This window comes from Martinezella sp. CNPSo 3732, assembly GCF_057784515.1.
The window spans coordinates 121315-135774 of the sequence record NZ_JBXSOO010000007.1 but is presented as its reverse complement, the minus strand read 5'-3'; the positions used below and the strand labels follow the sequence as shown (position 1 = coordinate 135774).

16 protein-coding genes, 1 pseudogene and 1 riboswitch are annotated in these 14460 nt (G+C 59.0%); of the genes and pseudogenes, 9 read left to right on the top strand and 8 right to left on the bottom strand.

Annotated features, from left to right (window positions below):
• Positions 1-23 precede the first annotated feature (23 nt).
• The 4 genes from AC13RM_RS15255 to AC13RM_RS15240 form a co-directional block, all read right to left on the bottom strand.
• Positions 24-473, bottom strand: a complete 450-nt coding sequence (locus AC13RM_RS15255; RefSeq protein WP_113231070.1) for a periplasmic heavy metal sensor — start codon at positions 471-473, stop codon at positions 24-26.
• Positions 470-922 carry a hypothetical protein gene (locus AC13RM_RS15250; protein WP_285171940.1) on the bottom strand — a complete coding sequence of 151 codons (453 nt, stop codon included), beginning with the start codon at positions 920-922 and terminating at the stop codon, positions 470-472. The genes AC13RM_RS15255 and AC13RM_RS15250 overlap by 4 nt, the downstream gene beginning before the upstream one ends.
• Positions 915-1487, bottom strand: coding sequence for an RNA polymerase sigma factor (locus AC13RM_RS15245; protein ID WP_285171938.1), 573 nt, complete (start codon positions 1485-1487; stop codon positions 915-917). The genes AC13RM_RS15250 and AC13RM_RS15245 overlap by 8 nt, the downstream gene beginning before the upstream one ends.
• Before the next feature lie 354 nt (positions 1488-1841).
• Positions 1842-2675, bottom strand: a complete 834-nt coding sequence (locus tag AC13RM_RS15240) for an EF-hand domain-containing protein (RefSeq protein WP_285171937.1) — start codon at positions 2673-2675, stop codon at positions 1842-1844.
• Positions 2676-3173: 498 nt separating this feature from the next.
• Between AC13RM_RS15240 and AC13RM_RS15235 the strand changes: the two genes are divergently transcribed.
• The gene (locus AC13RM_RS15235; protein ID WP_285171936.1) at positions 3174-3815 is read left to right on the top strand and encodes a TetR family transcriptional regulator; all 642 of its coding nucleotides are present in this window, start codon (positions 3174-3176) and stop codon (positions 3813-3815) included.
• 235 nt (positions 3816-4050) lie between these two features.
• Here AC13RM_RS15235 and AC13RM_RS15230 read toward each other — a convergent pair.
• Positions 4051-5141, bottom strand: a pseudogene (locus AC13RM_RS15230) (porin).
• A gap of 603 nt (positions 5142-5744) precedes the next feature.
• Here AC13RM_RS15230 and AC13RM_RS15225 point away from each other — a divergent pair.
• The 7 genes from AC13RM_RS15225 (at position 5745) to AC13RM_RS15195 (ending at position 11724) form a co-directional block, all read left to right on the top strand.
• Positions 5745-6488 carry a hypothetical protein gene (locus AC13RM_RS15225; protein WP_285171934.1) on the top strand — a complete coding sequence of 248 codons (744 nt, stop codon included), beginning with the start codon at positions 5745-5747 and terminating at the stop codon, positions 6486-6488.
• A 130-nt stretch (positions 6489-6618) separates the two neighbouring features.
• A riboswitch (TPP riboswitch) is annotated at positions 6619-6751 on the top strand.
• A 92-nt stretch (positions 6752-6843) separates the two neighbouring features.
• The gene (gene thiC / locus AC13RM_RS15220; protein ID WP_374819353.1) at positions 6844-8670 is read left to right on the top strand and encodes a phosphomethylpyrimidine synthase ThiC; all 1827 of its coding nucleotides are present in this window, start codon (positions 6844-6846) and stop codon (positions 8668-8670) included.
• A 1-nt stretch (position 8671) separates the two neighbouring features.
• Complete coding sequence (thiO, locus tag AC13RM_RS15215; protein WP_374819351.1) at positions 8672-9649, top strand: glycine oxidase ThiO; 978 nt, start codon at positions 8672-8674, stop codon at positions 9647-9649.
• Complete coding sequence (thiS, locus tag AC13RM_RS15210; RefSeq protein WP_113231062.1) at positions 9640-9837, top strand: sulfur carrier protein ThiS; 198 nt, start codon at positions 9640-9642, stop codon at positions 9835-9837. The genes thiO and thiS overlap by 10 nt, the downstream gene beginning before the upstream one ends.
• 3 nt (positions 9838-9840) lie before the next feature.
• Positions 9841-10614 carry a thiazole synthase gene (locus AC13RM_RS15205; protein WP_374819349.1) on the top strand — a complete coding sequence of 258 codons (774 nt, stop codon included), beginning with the start codon at positions 9841-9843 and terminating at the stop codon, positions 10612-10614.
• Positions 10611-11222: a thiamine phosphate synthase gene (locus tag AC13RM_RS15200; protein WP_374819347.1), complete on the top strand. Its 612-nt coding sequence runs from the start codon at positions 10611-10613 to the stop codon at positions 11220-11222. The genes AC13RM_RS15205 and AC13RM_RS15200 overlap by 4 nt, the downstream gene beginning before the upstream one ends.
• 160 nt (positions 11223-11382) lie before the next feature.
• The gene (locus AC13RM_RS15195) at positions 11383-11724 is read left to right on the top strand and encodes a hypothetical protein (RefSeq protein WP_488555238.1); all 342 of its coding nucleotides are present in this window, start codon (positions 11383-11385) and stop codon (positions 11722-11724) included.
• A 101-nt stretch (positions 11725-11825) separates the two neighbouring features.
• On the opposite strand, the gene AC13RM_RS15190 is transcribed toward AC13RM_RS15195, so the two are convergent.
• On the bottom strand, positions 11826-12686 hold the full coding sequence (locus AC13RM_RS15190) for an urea carboxylase-associated family protein (protein WP_488555237.1): 861 nt from the start codon (positions 12684-12686) through the stop codon (positions 11826-11828).
• Between the two features lie 126 nt (positions 12687-12812).
• Between AC13RM_RS15190 and AC13RM_RS15185 the strand changes: the two genes are divergently transcribed.
• Complete coding sequence (locus AC13RM_RS15185; RefSeq protein ID WP_113231057.1) at positions 12813-13682, top strand: LysR substrate-binding domain-containing protein; 870 nt, start codon at positions 12813-12815, stop codon at positions 13680-13682.
• Positions 13683-13735: 53 nt separating this feature from the next.
• On the opposite strand, the gene vapC is transcribed toward AC13RM_RS15185, so the two are convergent.
• Positions 13736-14134, bottom strand: coding sequence for a type II toxin-antitoxin system tRNA(fMet)-specific endonuclease VapC (vapC, locus tag AC13RM_RS15180; RefSeq protein WP_095436814.1), 399 nt, complete (start codon positions 14132-14134; stop codon positions 13736-13738).
• Positions 14134-14367, bottom strand: coding sequence for a type II toxin-antitoxin system VapB family antitoxin (vapB, locus tag AC13RM_RS15175; RefSeq protein WP_095436815.1), 234 nt, complete (start codon positions 14365-14367; stop codon positions 14134-14136). The genes vapC and vapB overlap by 1 nt, the downstream gene beginning before the upstream one ends.
• Positions 14368-14460 lie beyond the last annotated feature (93 nt).

Genomic DNA, 14460 nt, shown 5'->3' with positions numbered 1-14460 from the left:
GATCCGTCGCTCCGCAACTATGATCATTTTGTGGCGGCGGCCTTGGGCATGCTGCGGCGGACCAGGCTTTCCGCCAGCGCCCGACGCTCGTCGTAGGAAAGCCCTGCTGCAAAATCGACGGCACGCTGCTCCAGCTTCGCCCTCAAAGCGATGTCGGCATCGCGCGCCCTCGCCAGCGCGGCTGAGAGCGCCTCTTTATCCAGCGTCGGCTGCCCAAGAATGGAGGCGGCGTCGACCTTGGCCTGCTGCGCCTCGAGAATGATCTGACGTTCATCCTTGCGGGCTTCGTCGAGTGCCGCACGCAGAGCCTTCTTCTGCGCAGAAGGCAATTGCTCGCCGGCTAGCGGCATCATTCCGGCCCGCGCCTGCGTCTTGCGTATCCAGGTCAGCCCGCCCCCGGCCAATGCTCCGACCAGGAACGTATTCAGCACCAAAAGAAAAATGACCACTATTCGAAAGCTGCGTTCCGTCATTGGCTGTCCTGCTGCGCTAAACCCGCGTCCGGCCCTATATCGCCGAACATGGTCGCGGTTCCTTCGGAGACGACTGAGGTATCGGACGTCAAGCTCGGGGCCAAGACGGCAATGGCGATGCTGCCGGCAAGCGCACCGGCTACGCCGACCCCCACGAGGCCGATGCCGGCCGAGCCGAAGCGAAACCAGTTTCTTATCGTCAGGCGGCGAACGAGCTTTGCGAGAATTCGCTCTTCAAGGCCGGCGTGACGAGGCTTCACGACGTAGGTGTCGAGCAATGCATCCAGATCGGCCGCGCGCGCAAGCGTTTCGGCGGCGGCATGGCTCTTGGCAAAATCCCGTGCGGCCGCGCGCTCAGCCTGCGGCCATCGGCCGATATCGCCGCCATAGGCCGCGGTCAGCGCTTCGAACCGTTCGGCATTCATCGGACCCGCGATATTCTCAACCATCGCCCTCATCCTTCAACAAAAGCGCCTGCAAGGAGCGCCTTCCGCGCGCAAGCAGGCTTTCCAGTGCGTCGACGCTGACGTCCATGATCTCAGCTGCCTCGGCATTCGACAGCGCCTGATAGTAAACCAGAATGATCGCCTCGCGCTGCCTGGGCGCGATCATCTGCATGGCCCGCTCCACGCGCCTGGACGGATCGTCCTCGCTCATCAAGCCCGCATCCGGCGCCGGACCTTCATACTCGACATCGGTTGGATGCTCGGCAAGAACGTCCTTGCGACGCCGTAGGCGATCATAACAAAGGTTGGTCGCTACCCGATGCACCCAGGTGCTGAAACGGGCATTGCCCTGGCGCCAGCCGCCAGCATTGCGCCAGACGCGCAGCAATGTTTCCTGCGCCACATCCTCGGCCTCAGTCGCATCGCCAAGCATGCGTGTTGCAACGGCAACGATGCGCGGCAACTGCCGTGCTATCATCATGCGCATCGCCGGAACGTCGCCCGCAGCGATGCGACCGAGCAGGTCTTCATCCGGGTCGCCACTCTTGGGCGTGCGATCCCACTTCATCGACAATCGCTACCGCTCCAGTTTCCTGCGATACCCCCATGGCACGTGGGCCTTGAGCTCCCGGCCGGTAAACCCCGCCTCGCCCTCAACTTCGGCAAGCAACGCGACTTAGATCGCAGTATCTCGGTCAGCGTATCATCCTTCGACATCAAACACAGGCTCACAAGGATTGAACGCCGCATCTGCCGAATTCCGTCGCTTTCAGGTCGAGGGGTTTCGAATTTTCTTTCGAGCCCAAAGGCCCTCTATCAAGCAAACACAAAAGAGCCGGCTCACCCGGAGACAGGAGTTTCAACCTTCCTCACCCGGGCTTGCCGGCACTTCGCATGGCGGAATGCGAAAGCTCAGGCTCGATCAGAGCGTCAACAGGTCGCTCGTCGTCAGATCCTGTTCATTGTTCGCGTAGAAGCTTCCGAAATCCGGCATCTGCGATTGCTGCGCCTTCATGGCCTGCTCGAACTGGCTCTGCGTCAACGATCCGGAGCCGGATGTGTCGAGGCTCTTGAACAGCGACGTTGCCTGGTCTTCGCTTACATCCGAAGGACGGGCGGCCACGAATTCGGATTGGCTGACGTTGCCGTCGCCGTTCGTATCCATGGAGGAAAATGCGGCGGAGAGCTCGTCATCGCTCATCTGCCCGCCGCCCGGCGCGGGACGGCCGTGATGGCCTGCCTGCATGGCTTTTGCAAGCTGCGCCTCCGTGAGAGAGCCGGCATTGTCGGTGTCGAAGCTTTGGAACAATTGCTGCGCCTGGGTTTCGCTGACGTCCGACGGGCGTGCGGCCACGAATTCCGCTTCGCTGATATTGCCGTCGCCATTGGTGTCCATGGCGCTGATCGTATCGCTTTGGCTGCCATCCTGGCTGCCGGTTGCGGAAGTCTGCTGCGTACTTGACGTCGAACTGGTGGAGTTGCTGTTGGAATCCGATGTCGAGCCATCGCTGCCGATGCCGGCCTGCATGTTGAGAATCATGTTCATCAGCTGCGCGACGAGCTGTTCTGCCGAAGCGATCTGAGATTGATCGTCTGAAGACGAAGAGGAACTCGTGCCGGAAGAACTGCCCGACGAATTGCCGGAGGAGCTGTCGGACAGCAAGGACGCGATGGAATCATCAGCCGTCGACGCTGTAGAGCGCGAGGTCTGGTATTGATAATAATTGCTCGATGAGATCGAGTAGATGCTCGTCATTGGGGCCTCCAGATACGAGCGTTGAGAGGAACTCGGATGACTTATGCGTACGCGACTTGAACACGATCGATACCAGACCCGACCGCGTGAAGGCGGGAGCATGGTTTCGACAATCGATATGTGCGGATGGACTTGCGAACGCCGCCGATCAAACGCATCTTGCGCCCCAACTTGACCGATGCATCTTTTCCAGAGCAGGCGTCCCGGGATCACCCCGCCAATATGTATGTCGCCATCATGGCTATATTGGCATCTGCACATTTTCGATTTTCACTTCCCAACGTGGGGAAATTGCACAAGGAAACTTGCGCGTGGCTTATAGACGCTTGACGAACACATCCTGTTGCGATTTCCTTCCTCGATTTTTAGGGAATATATAAATTCCGCCACTCTGTTGAGGCATTGCTGGTATATGGGCTCCAGCACTGAGCGGCATTGATGGAAAAGAATACGAAGAAGAGGGGCACAGCTTGAACATCGGTTTCTGTGGAGAGGTGAATGAGGCGAACTAAGGAGGAGGCGGCGGAAACGAGGAGCGAGATTTTGCAATCCGCAAAAGCTCTGTTTCTCGACAAGGGCTACGAGAATGTGAGCCTGGAAGAGATAGCCGTAGTCGCCGGTGTCACACGGGGGGCAGTGCACTGGCATTTCAAGAACAAGCAAGGTCTGATGTTTGCGATTCGCGACGAGGCCCAGCAGCCGTTCAAGGATCTGGCGGAGCGGATGTCGAAAGAACTGCCGCCCAATCCGCTTGATCTCATCGCCGATACCATAGCTGCGATATTCGACGACATTCACAGCGATCCGCGCAAGCGCAGCATGTTGAAGGTGATGATGCATCTCGACATGGCATTTTGCGACGGGACGACAAGCCGGGCGAGCTCGTTCCGGCACGACATGCATGAAAATTTCGAACGCATTTTCACCCTGATGGATGAAAAGACGAAACTTCCGGCTCCCTGGACGCCGGATACGGCCGCTTCCGCTCTGACAGCAGTCATCGGCGGCCTGATCACCGAATGGACGCTCGACCGGGGCAGTTTCGAACTGGTTCCGTGTGGACAGATGTTCATAAAGATGGTGCTGAAGACCTGGTTCCCGCTGGCACAGACGCAGGAGCTGGCGATTACGGCGATCTGACGATACCGGAAAAAGCGTACAACGGTTTCCCCTTCGGAATTGAAGAGAACCAACGATAGCGGTTTCAAGCTTCTGCTGGGAGCCGAATCGATTGCCAGAAGCTGGAAATAAAAAAGGATCCGGAGGGAAAGCCAGATCCTTTGCTTTGATCGGAGGTCAACCGATCGATGAAAGAAGCCTGACGGATTGGAACGCCAGGCTTCTCATACCCGGCGCTAGGCCGGGTAATTCAATATTAGAAGCTACGCTCGAAGCGCAGGATACCAGCCCACTGATCCTGGTTCACAGAATCGAAGTTGGTGTAGGAGACTTCCGGCTCGATGAGCAGGTTCTTGACCGGGTTCCACTTGACGTTCGTCGTGGCGGCAAAGATCTTCGAGTCGGTGTAGGCGAGCTGGAGGTTCCACTTCAGCTTTTCGTTGATCGGAACGCCAACGCCGCCCCAGACAGCCCAGTCACCCCAGCCGCACTTCGATGCATCGTTAACTGGGCAAGCCGAACGATCGAGGTTGGTGCCTGCGTACTTGTTGAGCTTGTCGCCATCGGTGTTCCAGCCGCCCATCAAGAAGGCCGAGAAGGTACCGAAGTCAGCATCGACACGAGCCTTGATGGCGCCTTCTTCGACGATCGAATCGTAACCACCGACGACCTTGAAGCCCCATGCGCCGGACTTGAAGCCAGCACCGGCAACGACGTCAGGAGCGTAGTGATTGCCCTTGTCGTCGGACCACCAGCTGGAGCCATAGGAAGCGCCCGAGCCGCTGGAGTTGCTGTCTTCAACCGAGACCACAGCCGTGAAGCCGTTGCCGGCATCGTAGCTGTAGGTCAACTGGTTGAGTTCGTACGGGCCGTCATAGATCACGTCGTCGTTGATGACGTCGCCGGCATAACCGATGTAGTAGTTATACTGCGAGTCGGCCTTACCGACGAGGCTGATGTTGGCGAACAGCAGCTTGGTGGAGGTCGAGTTGCCGTCGTTCCAGTCCCAACGGATGACCGTATTGGTCTTCAGCGGGCCGTATTCGGTGTCGGTCGCGGTGTCGACGCTCAGCTCGGCGCGGGTGTGCCAGAGCGTGCCGTTCTTGCTGTTCTCTTGCTGTTCGGGTTGTAGGCATCGTACCATTCGCCTTCGGTACGGACGCGGCCGCCGATCTTGAGGCAGGTTTCCGTGCCCGGAATGAAGAAGTAGCCAGCACCGTATGCGTCGCAGATGCGAACGTATTCCAGCGGCTCCGGCTCAGCAGCGACGATCGCGTCTGCTGCATGGGCACCGGATACTGCTGCCAGCGCAGCAGCGGAGCCGAGAAGAAGGCTCTTGATGTTCATTTTAAACTCCTGGTTGTATTATGCATTTCTATTTTACCGCGAGCGCAGAACTGGAGCATCACCCTGGAGATCGGTTTGGTCTAAACACGACCGGGCAGCCCGGCAAATACGCACCTGATGTTGGCTTGAGTCCCCTCGAACCTTCATGATTACCCCCGCGGTAAAAGGCTTTGAAATGCCTCTACCGATCCGGCCGATTGCTCGACCGTAAGACAACTTATGTCCTGACATTGGATTTACAAACAGCCCGTATGTTTGTCAATTATATGAAGGGCGCTGAGGCGTTAGTCTTGGCTGCTGTTGCTTAAATGCAACTCGCGACCGCGGGCCATGGCGGCATCCGGCAAGGATGGCAAAGATGTCCCTGTTCACAAGAACGCCTGCCAGTCTGGTCGTCATCGCATTTAAGCCAGCGCGATGTCGGCGGTCGATGACGCCATGGCAGGCCAATCTGGTCATGGCATGGCCATCGGGAATTCCGCGGCAAATGACCGGTCGGCTTGAGCAAAGATCAGCAATGAATTTCAACAATTCGCTACACACAGAAATGTTGAATTTTCCTAGATTCCGGCGACTCGCGCCATCGGAGAGGGAAAATCACGAATGAATGAGAACCGGCTGATCTTCATAGCGACCCCCTGCTTCGGCGGCCTCGTCACGAAGGACTATATGCAGTCCATTTTCTCATTGATGCAGACGGGCGCGCAGGCAGGCATACAGCTGACGCTGGCCCTGCTCGGCAATGACGCCCTGATTACCCGCAGCCGAAACACACTTGTCTCGTCTTTCCTGAACGATACGACGGCGACCCATATGCTCTTCATCGACGCCGACATCAGCTTCGAGCCTGATCAGGTCATGAGGCTGCTGGAAGCCGATAAGGATGTGGTCGCCGCCATGTATCCGATCAAGGATTATGACTGGGAGACGGCGGCCCGCATCAATTCAGCCGACGGCGAAACACTTGCGGCTGCCGCACTTCACTATGTCGGGACCCCACTTGTCGGCGAGGTTGCAGAACGTGAAGGCGATTTCGTCAGCGCAGTCTATGCAGGCACCGGCATGCTTTTGATCAAGCGCAGCGTCATAGAAAGAATGATCGCGGCCTATCCGGAGCTGCGCTACAACGCAATCCACGCCTATCCCAGCACCAAACGCTCGCCCGGCACCCAATACGCCCTGTTCGAATGCATGGTCGAGGAGGGAACGGGAATCTATCTCAGCGAGGACTTCGCCTTCTGTCACCGCTGGCGAGCCCTCGGCGGCAAGATCTGGCTTGATACCGCGAGCAAGCTGTCCCATACCGGCCCTCATCGCTTCGTCGGCAATACCACACCGCGTTACTGAGGCGCGGCAAGTCAGTGCGATGATCGGCACGATAAAGTTGTAATTCGGCGGGCGCGGCAATGGTCAATCTCCCGAAAATGCGGCCATCGCTACGGGGTTGACAGAGGACAAGAGTAAGGCATAGCCTTTTGACATTCACCAGGGGGGTCCCGGCAAGGGGCTGAGATACTGCTGGACAATACGGCTTTGCCGATTGTGGGCGCAGTGACCCGTTGAACCTGATCCAGTTCATACTGGCGTAGGGACGGTGCAAGCGCTCGATGGCTTCGGATTTCCGCCTGGATTCCATGCCGGCGTCTTTTCATCATTCCGGCTGATTGACTGGGTCTCCAACTGCAACTTGGAGCCTCACACCATGAATATTGCCGCAAAGAATCTCACTCCGACCGTCACCACCGGCCCGCTGCCGGCATCCCGGAAAATCTATATCCCCGGGGAAATCCACACAGACATCCGCGTGCCGATGCGCGAAATCAGCGTCCATCCGACCTCGGGCGAACCGCCTGTCGTTGTCTATGATTCTTCCGGCCCCTATACGATCGAGGGCGCCGATATTCGCATCGAGCAGGGTCTGTTGCAGCTACGCCGCGACTGGGTTCTCGCCCGCGGCGATGTCGAGGCTTATGAAGGCCGGCATGTGCGCCCTGAGGACAACGGTTTCGTCACCGGCGAACGGCTGACGCCGGAGTTTCCGGCCAAACGGCAGCCCCTGCGGGCAAAAGACGGCAAAGCGGTCACCCAACTTGCCTATGCGCGCGCCGGCATCATCACCCCGGAAATGGAATTCATCGCCATCCGCGAGAATCTCGGCCGCAAGGCGAAGGCAGAAGCCCTGATCCGCGATGGCGAAAGCTTCGGCGCCCATATTCCGGATCATGTCACCTCGGAATTCGTCCGCCAGGAGGTTGCCGCCGGCCGCGCGATCATCCCGGCCAACATCAATCATCCGGAAAGCGAGCCGATGATCATCGGCAGGAATTTCCTGGTGAAGATCAACGCCAATATCGGCAATTCCGCCGTCACCTCTTCCATGGCGGAGGAAGTCGAGAAAATGGTCTGGGCCGCGCGCTGGGGCGCCGATACCGTCATGGACCTTTCGACCGGCCGCAACATCCATAATATCCGTGAGTGGATCATCCGCAATTCGCCGCTGCCGATCGGCACGGTGCCGCTCTACCAGGCGCTGGAAAAGGTCGGCGGCATTGCCGAGGAGCTCACCTGGGAGGTCTATCGCGATACGCTGATCGAGCAGGCCGAACAGGGCGTCGACTATTTTACCATCCATGCCGGCGTGCGGCTGCATTACATTCCGCTGACCGTCAACCGCGTCACCGGCATCGTTTCGCGCGGCGGGTCGATCATGGCCAAATGGTGTCTTCATCATCATCGCGAGAGCTTCCTTTACGAGCATTTCGAGGAAATCTGCGATATCTGCCGGGCCTATGACGTCTCCTTCTCGCTCGGAGATGGCCTGCGACCGGGCTCGATTGCCGATGCCAACGACGCCGCCCAATTTGCCGAACTCGAGACGCTTGGCGAGTTGACGAAGATCGCCTGGGCAAAAGACTGCCAGGTGATGATCGAAGGCCCCGGCCATGTGCCGATGCACAAGATCAAGGAGAACATGGACAAGCAGCTGGCCGTCTGCGGCGAGGCGCCCTTCTACACGCTCGGACCGCTGACGACGGATATCGCGCCTGGCTACGATCACATCACATCGGGCATCGGCGCCGCAATGATCGGCTGGTTCGGCACGGCGATGCTCTGCTACGTCACGCCGAAGGAGCACCTTGGTCTGCCTGATCGCAACGACGTCAAGACCGGCGTCATAACCTACAAGATCGCCGCTCATGCGGCCGACCTCGCCAAGGGGCATCCGGCCGCTCAAGTCCGCGACGACGCATTGTCGCGTGCAAGATTCGAGTTCCGCTGGGAGGACCAGTTTAACCTGTCGCTCGATCCGGATACTGCCCGCAGCTTCCACGACGAAACCCTGCCGAAGGAAGCTCACAAGGTCGCGCATTTCTGCTCGATGTGCGGGCCTAAATTCTGCTCGATGCGGATTTCGCACGACATCCGCGCCGAGGCACAGAAGGAAGGGCTGGAAGCGATGGCGGCGAAATATCGGGAGGGCGGCGATCTCTATATGCCGGTCGAAGCCCCTGCCCAGACGGCCGAGTGAGATGCGCATCCTTGTCAAAGGGGCCGGCGTTGCCGGCCTCACGGTCGCTCACGAGCTGATCCGGCGCGGAGCGGAGGTCACGATCTCCGATCCAAGCCGGAATTTTCAGCGCGCCGCCTCCTGGCTCGCCGGCGGCATGCTGGCACCTTGGTGCGAGCGGGAAAGCGCCGACGAGGCTGTACTGACGCTCGGCCGTAATTCAGCCGATCGATGGGAAGCGATTCTGCCGGGCAAGATCACCCGCAATGGAACGCTCGTCGTCGCGCCGAACCGTGATCAAAACGAGCTGAAGCGATTCGCCAGCCGCACGACGGGCTATCGCTGGGTGGACGACGACGAAATCGCCTCCCTTGAGCCTTCGCTCGCCGGTCGGTTCCGCCAAGGCCTGCTCTTTCAACGGGAAGCGCATCTCGATCCGCGCGAGGTCCTGCAATCATTGAAGGACGATCTATCTGCAAAAGGCGTCGCCTTTATCGACAAGCTCGTGGATGACCATAGCTTCTCTGAGATCGTCGACTGCACGGGGGCTGCCCGCATCGGCCGCATCCACGATTTACGTGGGGTTCGGGGCGAAATGCTCTATCTGCAAAGCGACGAGGTCTCGCTTACGCGGCCCGTCCGCCTGCTGCATCCACGTTTTCCCGTCTATATCGTACCGCGCGACGGAGGTCTGTTCATGGTCGGCGCGACGATGATCGAGACCGACTTCAAAGGGCCGATCACCGCCCGTTCGCTGATGGAACTCTTGAACGCAGCCTATGCGCTGCACCCGGCCTTTGCCGAAGCCGCCGTGATCGAAACCGGCGCCGGCATCCGACCTGCCTTTCCCGACAATCTTCCCCGCGTAGCGCGCGAGGGAGGGACCGTTTTCGTCAACGGTCTTTATCGTCACGGCTTTCTGCTCGCGCCGGCGATGGCCGAAGAAGCAGCCGATCTCATCTTTTCCGGACACAACAACAGGAGCCGCCAATGCGCCTGATCATCAATGGCGAGACCCAGATTGTCGAAGCAACCACGCTCTCGCAGCTTCTCGCCGCGCTCGAATATGAGGGCGAATGGCTGGCAACCGCCGTCAACGGCGAGCTCATCCATAGCGACGAGCGTGATGACCATACCCTAACCGACGACGACAGGATCGAAATCCTCACTCCAATGCAAGGAGGTTGACCCGTGCTTGAACTCTATGGGACCCAAATCACATCGCACCTCCTTCTCGGCACGGCACGCTACCCCTCCCCGGCGGTGCTGGCGGAGGCCGTCAAACGTTCGCAAACCGGGATCGTGACCGTATCGCTACGCCGGGAAACCGCGGGAGGGCGCAACGGGGGCGCATTCTTCGAGATGATTCGCGAACTCGGCGTTCATGTCCTTCCCAATACCGCCGGCTGCCACGGCGTATCCGAGGCGGTACTGACGGCGAAAATGGCACGCGAAGTGTTTCGGACCAATTGGATCAAGCTCGAGGTAATCGGCAACCACGATACACTGCAACCCGACGTCTTCGCGCTGGTGGAAGCGGCGAAAATCCTTGCCGACGAGGGATTTGAGGTCTTTCCCTACACGACGGACGATCTCGTCGTCGCCGAGCGGCTGCTGGAAGCCGGATGCAAGGTGCTGATGCCCTGGTGCGCGCCGATCGGAACGGCGGCGGGACCGCTCAATCTCTCCGCTCTGCGTTCGATGCGGGCGCATTTTGCCGAGGTGCCGCTAATCGTGGATGCCGGCATCGGCAGGCCTTCGCATGCGGCGACCGTCATGGAGCTCGGCTTCGATGCGGTGCTACTTAATACAGCGGTTGCCGGGGCTGGCGATCCGGCCGTGATGGCTGAGGCCTTCGCCAAGGCGATCGACGCCGGCAGACAGGCATTTGGCGCCGGCATGCTGGAGCCGCGCGATATGGCCGTGCCATCGACACCAGTGATCGGAAAGGCGGTGTTCGCGTGACGCTCGATCCCTTCTATCTCATTGTCGATAGTGCGGCTTGGATTCGGCGGTTGGTGCCGCTCGGCGTCAAACTGGTGCAGTTGCGCATCAAGGATCGCACCGAGACAGAGCTTCGCGCGGAAATTCGCGAAGCGAAGGCAGTTTGTGCCGTGCATGGATGCCAATTGATCGTCAACGACCATTGGCAACTGGCGATCGAGGAGAGCTGCGACTTCATCCATCTCGGCCAGGAAGATCTCGCTTCCGCCGATCTTTCCGCCATACGGAATGCCGGATTGAAACTAGGGCTTTCGACACATGACGAGGCGGAGCTGAAGACGGCGCTTGCTGCTGAACCCGATTATATAGCGCTAGGGCCGATCTATCCGACCGTGCTCAAGGTCATGCCCTGGGCACCCCAGGGTCTCGAGCGGATTGGCGAGTGGAAAGCTCACATCGGGAATCGGCCACTCGTCGCAATCGGCGGCCTGACGGTCGAACGCCTTGCCGGTGTATTCGAACACGGCGCTGATGTTGCAGCGGTCGTAACCGACATCACCCGCAATCCTGACCCCGAATCGCGAACGCTCGAATGGGTGGCGGCGACCCGGCAGATGCCTCCAAATTGACAAGATCGCGCCTCAGGAGCCCATGCAAGGGGTTATTTCAGCTGCTATTGCCCGATGAACGGGCCATTCATAGAATATTCAGCTGAACATAATCATGCTGAAGACGTTAATTAGATGACTCGCGCATTCGCTGAGCACAAAGACTGCTTTGGAGGTAGTCATGATAAAGAAGACGGTTCTTACGGTTTTGCTGGCCGCTACGGTCGTAGGCGGCGCATTGGCGCCCGTCAGCAGCGCACAGGCGCAGTATTACGACGGCCATCGCGGCGACTGGCGCGGCCATGATGATTGGCGTCGCCACCACCATGGCAATGGCGGCGCGATCGCCGGCGGTGTTGCCGCCGGTCTACTCGGCGGGCTGATCGTCGGCGGCGCCCTTGCCAACAGAGGCCCGGTTTACGAAGTCGCCCCACCGCCGCCGAGATGCTGGTACGAGGATCGCCGCGTCCAGAACGAGTATGACTATGGCTGGCATTACGAGCGCATTCGCGTTTGTAACTAAGCGATAAGCGATGCATCTGCCTGAATGGACGCATCGTTTCATGGGCGATTTGGATTTGCCGGCGGCCAAAACCGCCGGCAAAACTGTTTGAGGCTGGCGAATTATAGGCCGTGCGTCCTCGGATAGGGATTACGCTCCGGGTATATTCGCCCGACGAGGCTTTGCGGCTCGGGCCGCCAGATTTCGACCAGCAATGGATAGCAGGGCACCGAATCGCTCGAATGCTCGCTGCCGCAATCGCCACCGGGACAAGCTGAAAGCGCGCCGACAAGATCGATCTCCGCGAAGAACTCAATAAAGTCGCCCGGCCGCACCGGGCTTGCCTTCATGAAGTATTGGTGCGTGTCGCGGGTAAAGCCCGTGCACATGAAGACATTCAGCACGTCGTGAACATGGAACTCCGCCTCCTGAATGGGGATGTTCATTTCCTTGGCGAGCGCGCGCGACAGGTTCGAATGGCAGCAATGGTGATAGTCGTCGCCTTTCAGCAGCCGGTTCGTATAGGGATCGCAGCGCGTGCCGATGACATCGTGGACGCCGGCTCCATCCGCGTCCCAGCCATACCAGCCAAGCGTATCATGCGTGATCGTCGCCATTGACCGCAGATAGGGCAATGTGCTCCACAGCCGATCGCCGACACCGACATGGGTGGCATGCAAAGCCCGCGTCTTGCCGCTGAAAAAGCGCTCGGAAAGATCGGCAGCATTCCACAGATTGAGATCGCCGACCTGCGCGCCCTCGATGCTGACGATCCGAAAGAAATGTCCCTTCGGCACGCGAAAACTGCCACCTTCGCGCGGGGGCACGATGATCTCGGCAATCTTGGTCATGGTTTGCCTTGCCGCCCGCAGCACATCCATATCGGCCGGCGGCAGCGTTCCGTTCGGATAGACGACAACGGGTGGCTTGCCGCGCCGCTCTTCGGCATCGGTGGGTGCTGGCATATCGAAAATACTGTTCATGGCGGCTTTCATTCCTCACCGATCTGACAAGAAGACATTCGTCTCCGCAGCACTGTAAGGATACCAGCTCCTTGCGCAACGGTGATCGCGCTTGCGCTTTGACCAAGTCTTACTTAGCCTATTGGAATGCAACATGTCCCGCTTGCCTCCCTTCGCGCCTTCGAGGCTGCCATTCGCCATGAGAGTTTTGCAAAGGCGGCGGCCGAACTCAATCTCACGGCCGCGGGTGTGAGCCAGCATGTGCGCGCCCTCGAGGAATGGCTTGGCACTAAGCTGTTTACGCGACATGCCCGTGGCGTCACGGCGACCATGGCCGGCCGCAGTTTCGGGGCAGCGGTGGCAAGCGCTCTCGGACATATCGATATCGCCGCCCGGCAACTGCGGCTTGCCGGAAGCAACAGGCCGGTCAGCGTGGCCTGTATCGCCTCCGTCGCCACCCGTTGGCTGATACCCCGGTTGCCCGCATTCAAGAAAGAATACCCCGAAATCCAGATCAATATCGTCTATGCACTGGATGCGAGGACACCGGAGGAGGCAAGCGTCGATCTTCTGATCCGTCACGGACCAAGACCTTCAACGCATGCCATCTCGCTATTGACGGCCGAAACGCGGCCGACCTGTTCGAGAGAATATGAGCGCCGTCACGGACCGATCGGGACGCCAGCCGATCTCCTTAATCTCGACCTCCTGCACGATGAAACGACGGCCGCATGGACACGCTGGTTCGCCCTCGAAGGTATCCACCAGCCTCCAAGGGCCGGCCCGATCTTTGCCGATTTCGGCTTGATGATCGGGTCCGTTATCGGCGGGCAAGGTGTAGGTCTCTGCCCCTCGGCCTTAATTGCAGAAGAATTGGACAATGGAACGCTGGTTGCCCTATCCAATACGGCTCTGGACACCGATAAATCTTATTGGCTGATCGAAGGTAACCATCTTTCCAACGATGCTGAAATGTTTCGCAACTGGCTGATTGCTGCCAATGCCGCAATCGCTTAGGCGTCAATCTGGACGACTCGAACTGCCCCTCGCCAAGATCATGGCGGCGACGGCTATACCCAATTCTCCACCCGAACGCCGGGCATGCGGGCGAACTCCTTCATGTTGTTCGTCACCACGATCAGTCCCTCGCTGCGGGCATGGGCTCCGATCTGCATGTCATGCGGACCACATGGGGTCCCTGCGCGTTCCAGCTCAGCTCGCACTTGTCCGTAGTGCGCAGCCGCCTTGTCGCCAAACGACAGAACCTCCAGACGCGCCACGAAATGTTCGATGGCAGTCAAGTTTTCCACGCGCCGAGCCGACTTCTCTGCACCGTAGTACAGCTCACCAAGCGTTATACTCGATATGCAAAGCTGTTCCGCCAGCGCGTTGAACTTGTCCCGCACGGCGGGCGGATAAGTCTTCATTACATAAATACAAATATTCGTATCGAGCATATAGGTCAGCATCAGAAGGACTCGCGTTCTTCCGCCACTGGCTGTTCACGCTCGTCCAGAAAGTCGTCACTGACACGGGGGCCATGGAGGAAGAGATCATCCCATCGTTTGCCTTGGGGCACAATCACGCGGCTGCGGCCGATCTTCAGGATATCAACCTGATGTACGTCCTCGGGGAATGCCACAGCCTTGGGCAGACGCACAGCCTGGCTTCTGTTGCTGATGAATACAGTCGAACTCGTCATGTCCGGCTCCTGATTTGGGATATGCAATTGGGATATACTTAGCTCTGTAGGCATGAAAAATCAAGACATCGCTCCCACAGGCGCCTATGCAGT

What these genes read in the sequence shown, in the direction of transcription:
- AC13RM_RS15255 (WP_113231070.1), bottom strand. Translation starts at nt 473, where the DNA reads ATGACGGAACGCAGCTTTCGAATAGTGGTCATTTTTCTTTTGGTGCTG.
- AC13RM_RS15250 (WP_285171940.1), bottom strand. Translation starts at nt 922, where the DNA reads ATGGTTGAGAATATCGCGGGTCCGATGAATGCCGAACGGTTCGAAGCG.
- AC13RM_RS15245 (WP_285171938.1), bottom strand. Translation starts at nt 1,487, where the DNA reads ATGAAGTGGGATCGCACGCCCAAGAGTGGCGACCCGGATGAAGACCTG.
- AC13RM_RS15240 (WP_285171937.1), bottom strand. Translation starts at nt 2,675, where the DNA reads ATGACGAGCATCTACTCGATCTCATCGAGCAATTATTATCAATACCAG.
- AC13RM_RS15235 (WP_285171936.1), top strand. Translation starts at nt 3,174, where the DNA reads ATGAGGCGAACTAAGGAGGAGGCGGCGGAAACGAGGAGCGAGATTTTG.
- AC13RM_RS15225 (WP_285171934.1), top strand. Translation starts at nt 5,745, where the DNA reads ATGAATGAGAACCGGCTGATCTTCATAGCGACCCCCTGCTTCGGCGGC.
- thiC (WP_374819353.1), top strand. Translation starts at nt 6,844, where the DNA reads ATGAATATTGCCGCAAAGAATCTCACTCCGACCGTCACCACCGGCCCG.
- thiO (WP_374819351.1), top strand. Translation starts at nt 8,672, where the DNA reads ATGCGCATCCTTGTCAAAGGGGCCGGCGTTGCCGGCCTCACGGTCGCT.
- thiS (WP_113231062.1), top strand. Translation starts at nt 9,640, where the DNA reads ATGCGCCTGATCATCAATGGCGAGACCCAGATTGTCGAAGCAACCACG.
- AC13RM_RS15195 (WP_488555238.1), top strand. Translation starts at nt 11,383, where the DNA reads ATGATAAAGAAGACGGTTCTTACGGTTTTGCTGGCCGCTACGGTCGTA.
- AC13RM_RS15190 (WP_488555237.1), bottom strand. Translation starts at nt 12,686, where the DNA reads ATGAACAGTATTTTCGATATGCCAGCACCCACCGATGCCGAAGAGCGG.
- AC13RM_RS15185 (WP_113231057.1), top strand. Translation starts at nt 12,813, where the DNA reads ATGCAACATGTCCCGCTTGCCTCCCTTCGCGCCTTCGAGGCTGCCATT.
- vapC (WP_095436814.1), bottom strand. Translation starts at nt 14,134, where the DNA reads ATGCTGACCTATATGCTCGATACGAATATTTGTATTTATGTAATGAAG.
- vapB (WP_095436815.1), bottom strand. Translation starts at nt 14,367, where the DNA reads ATGACGAGTTCGACTGTATTCATCAGCAACAGAAGCCAGGCTGTGCGT.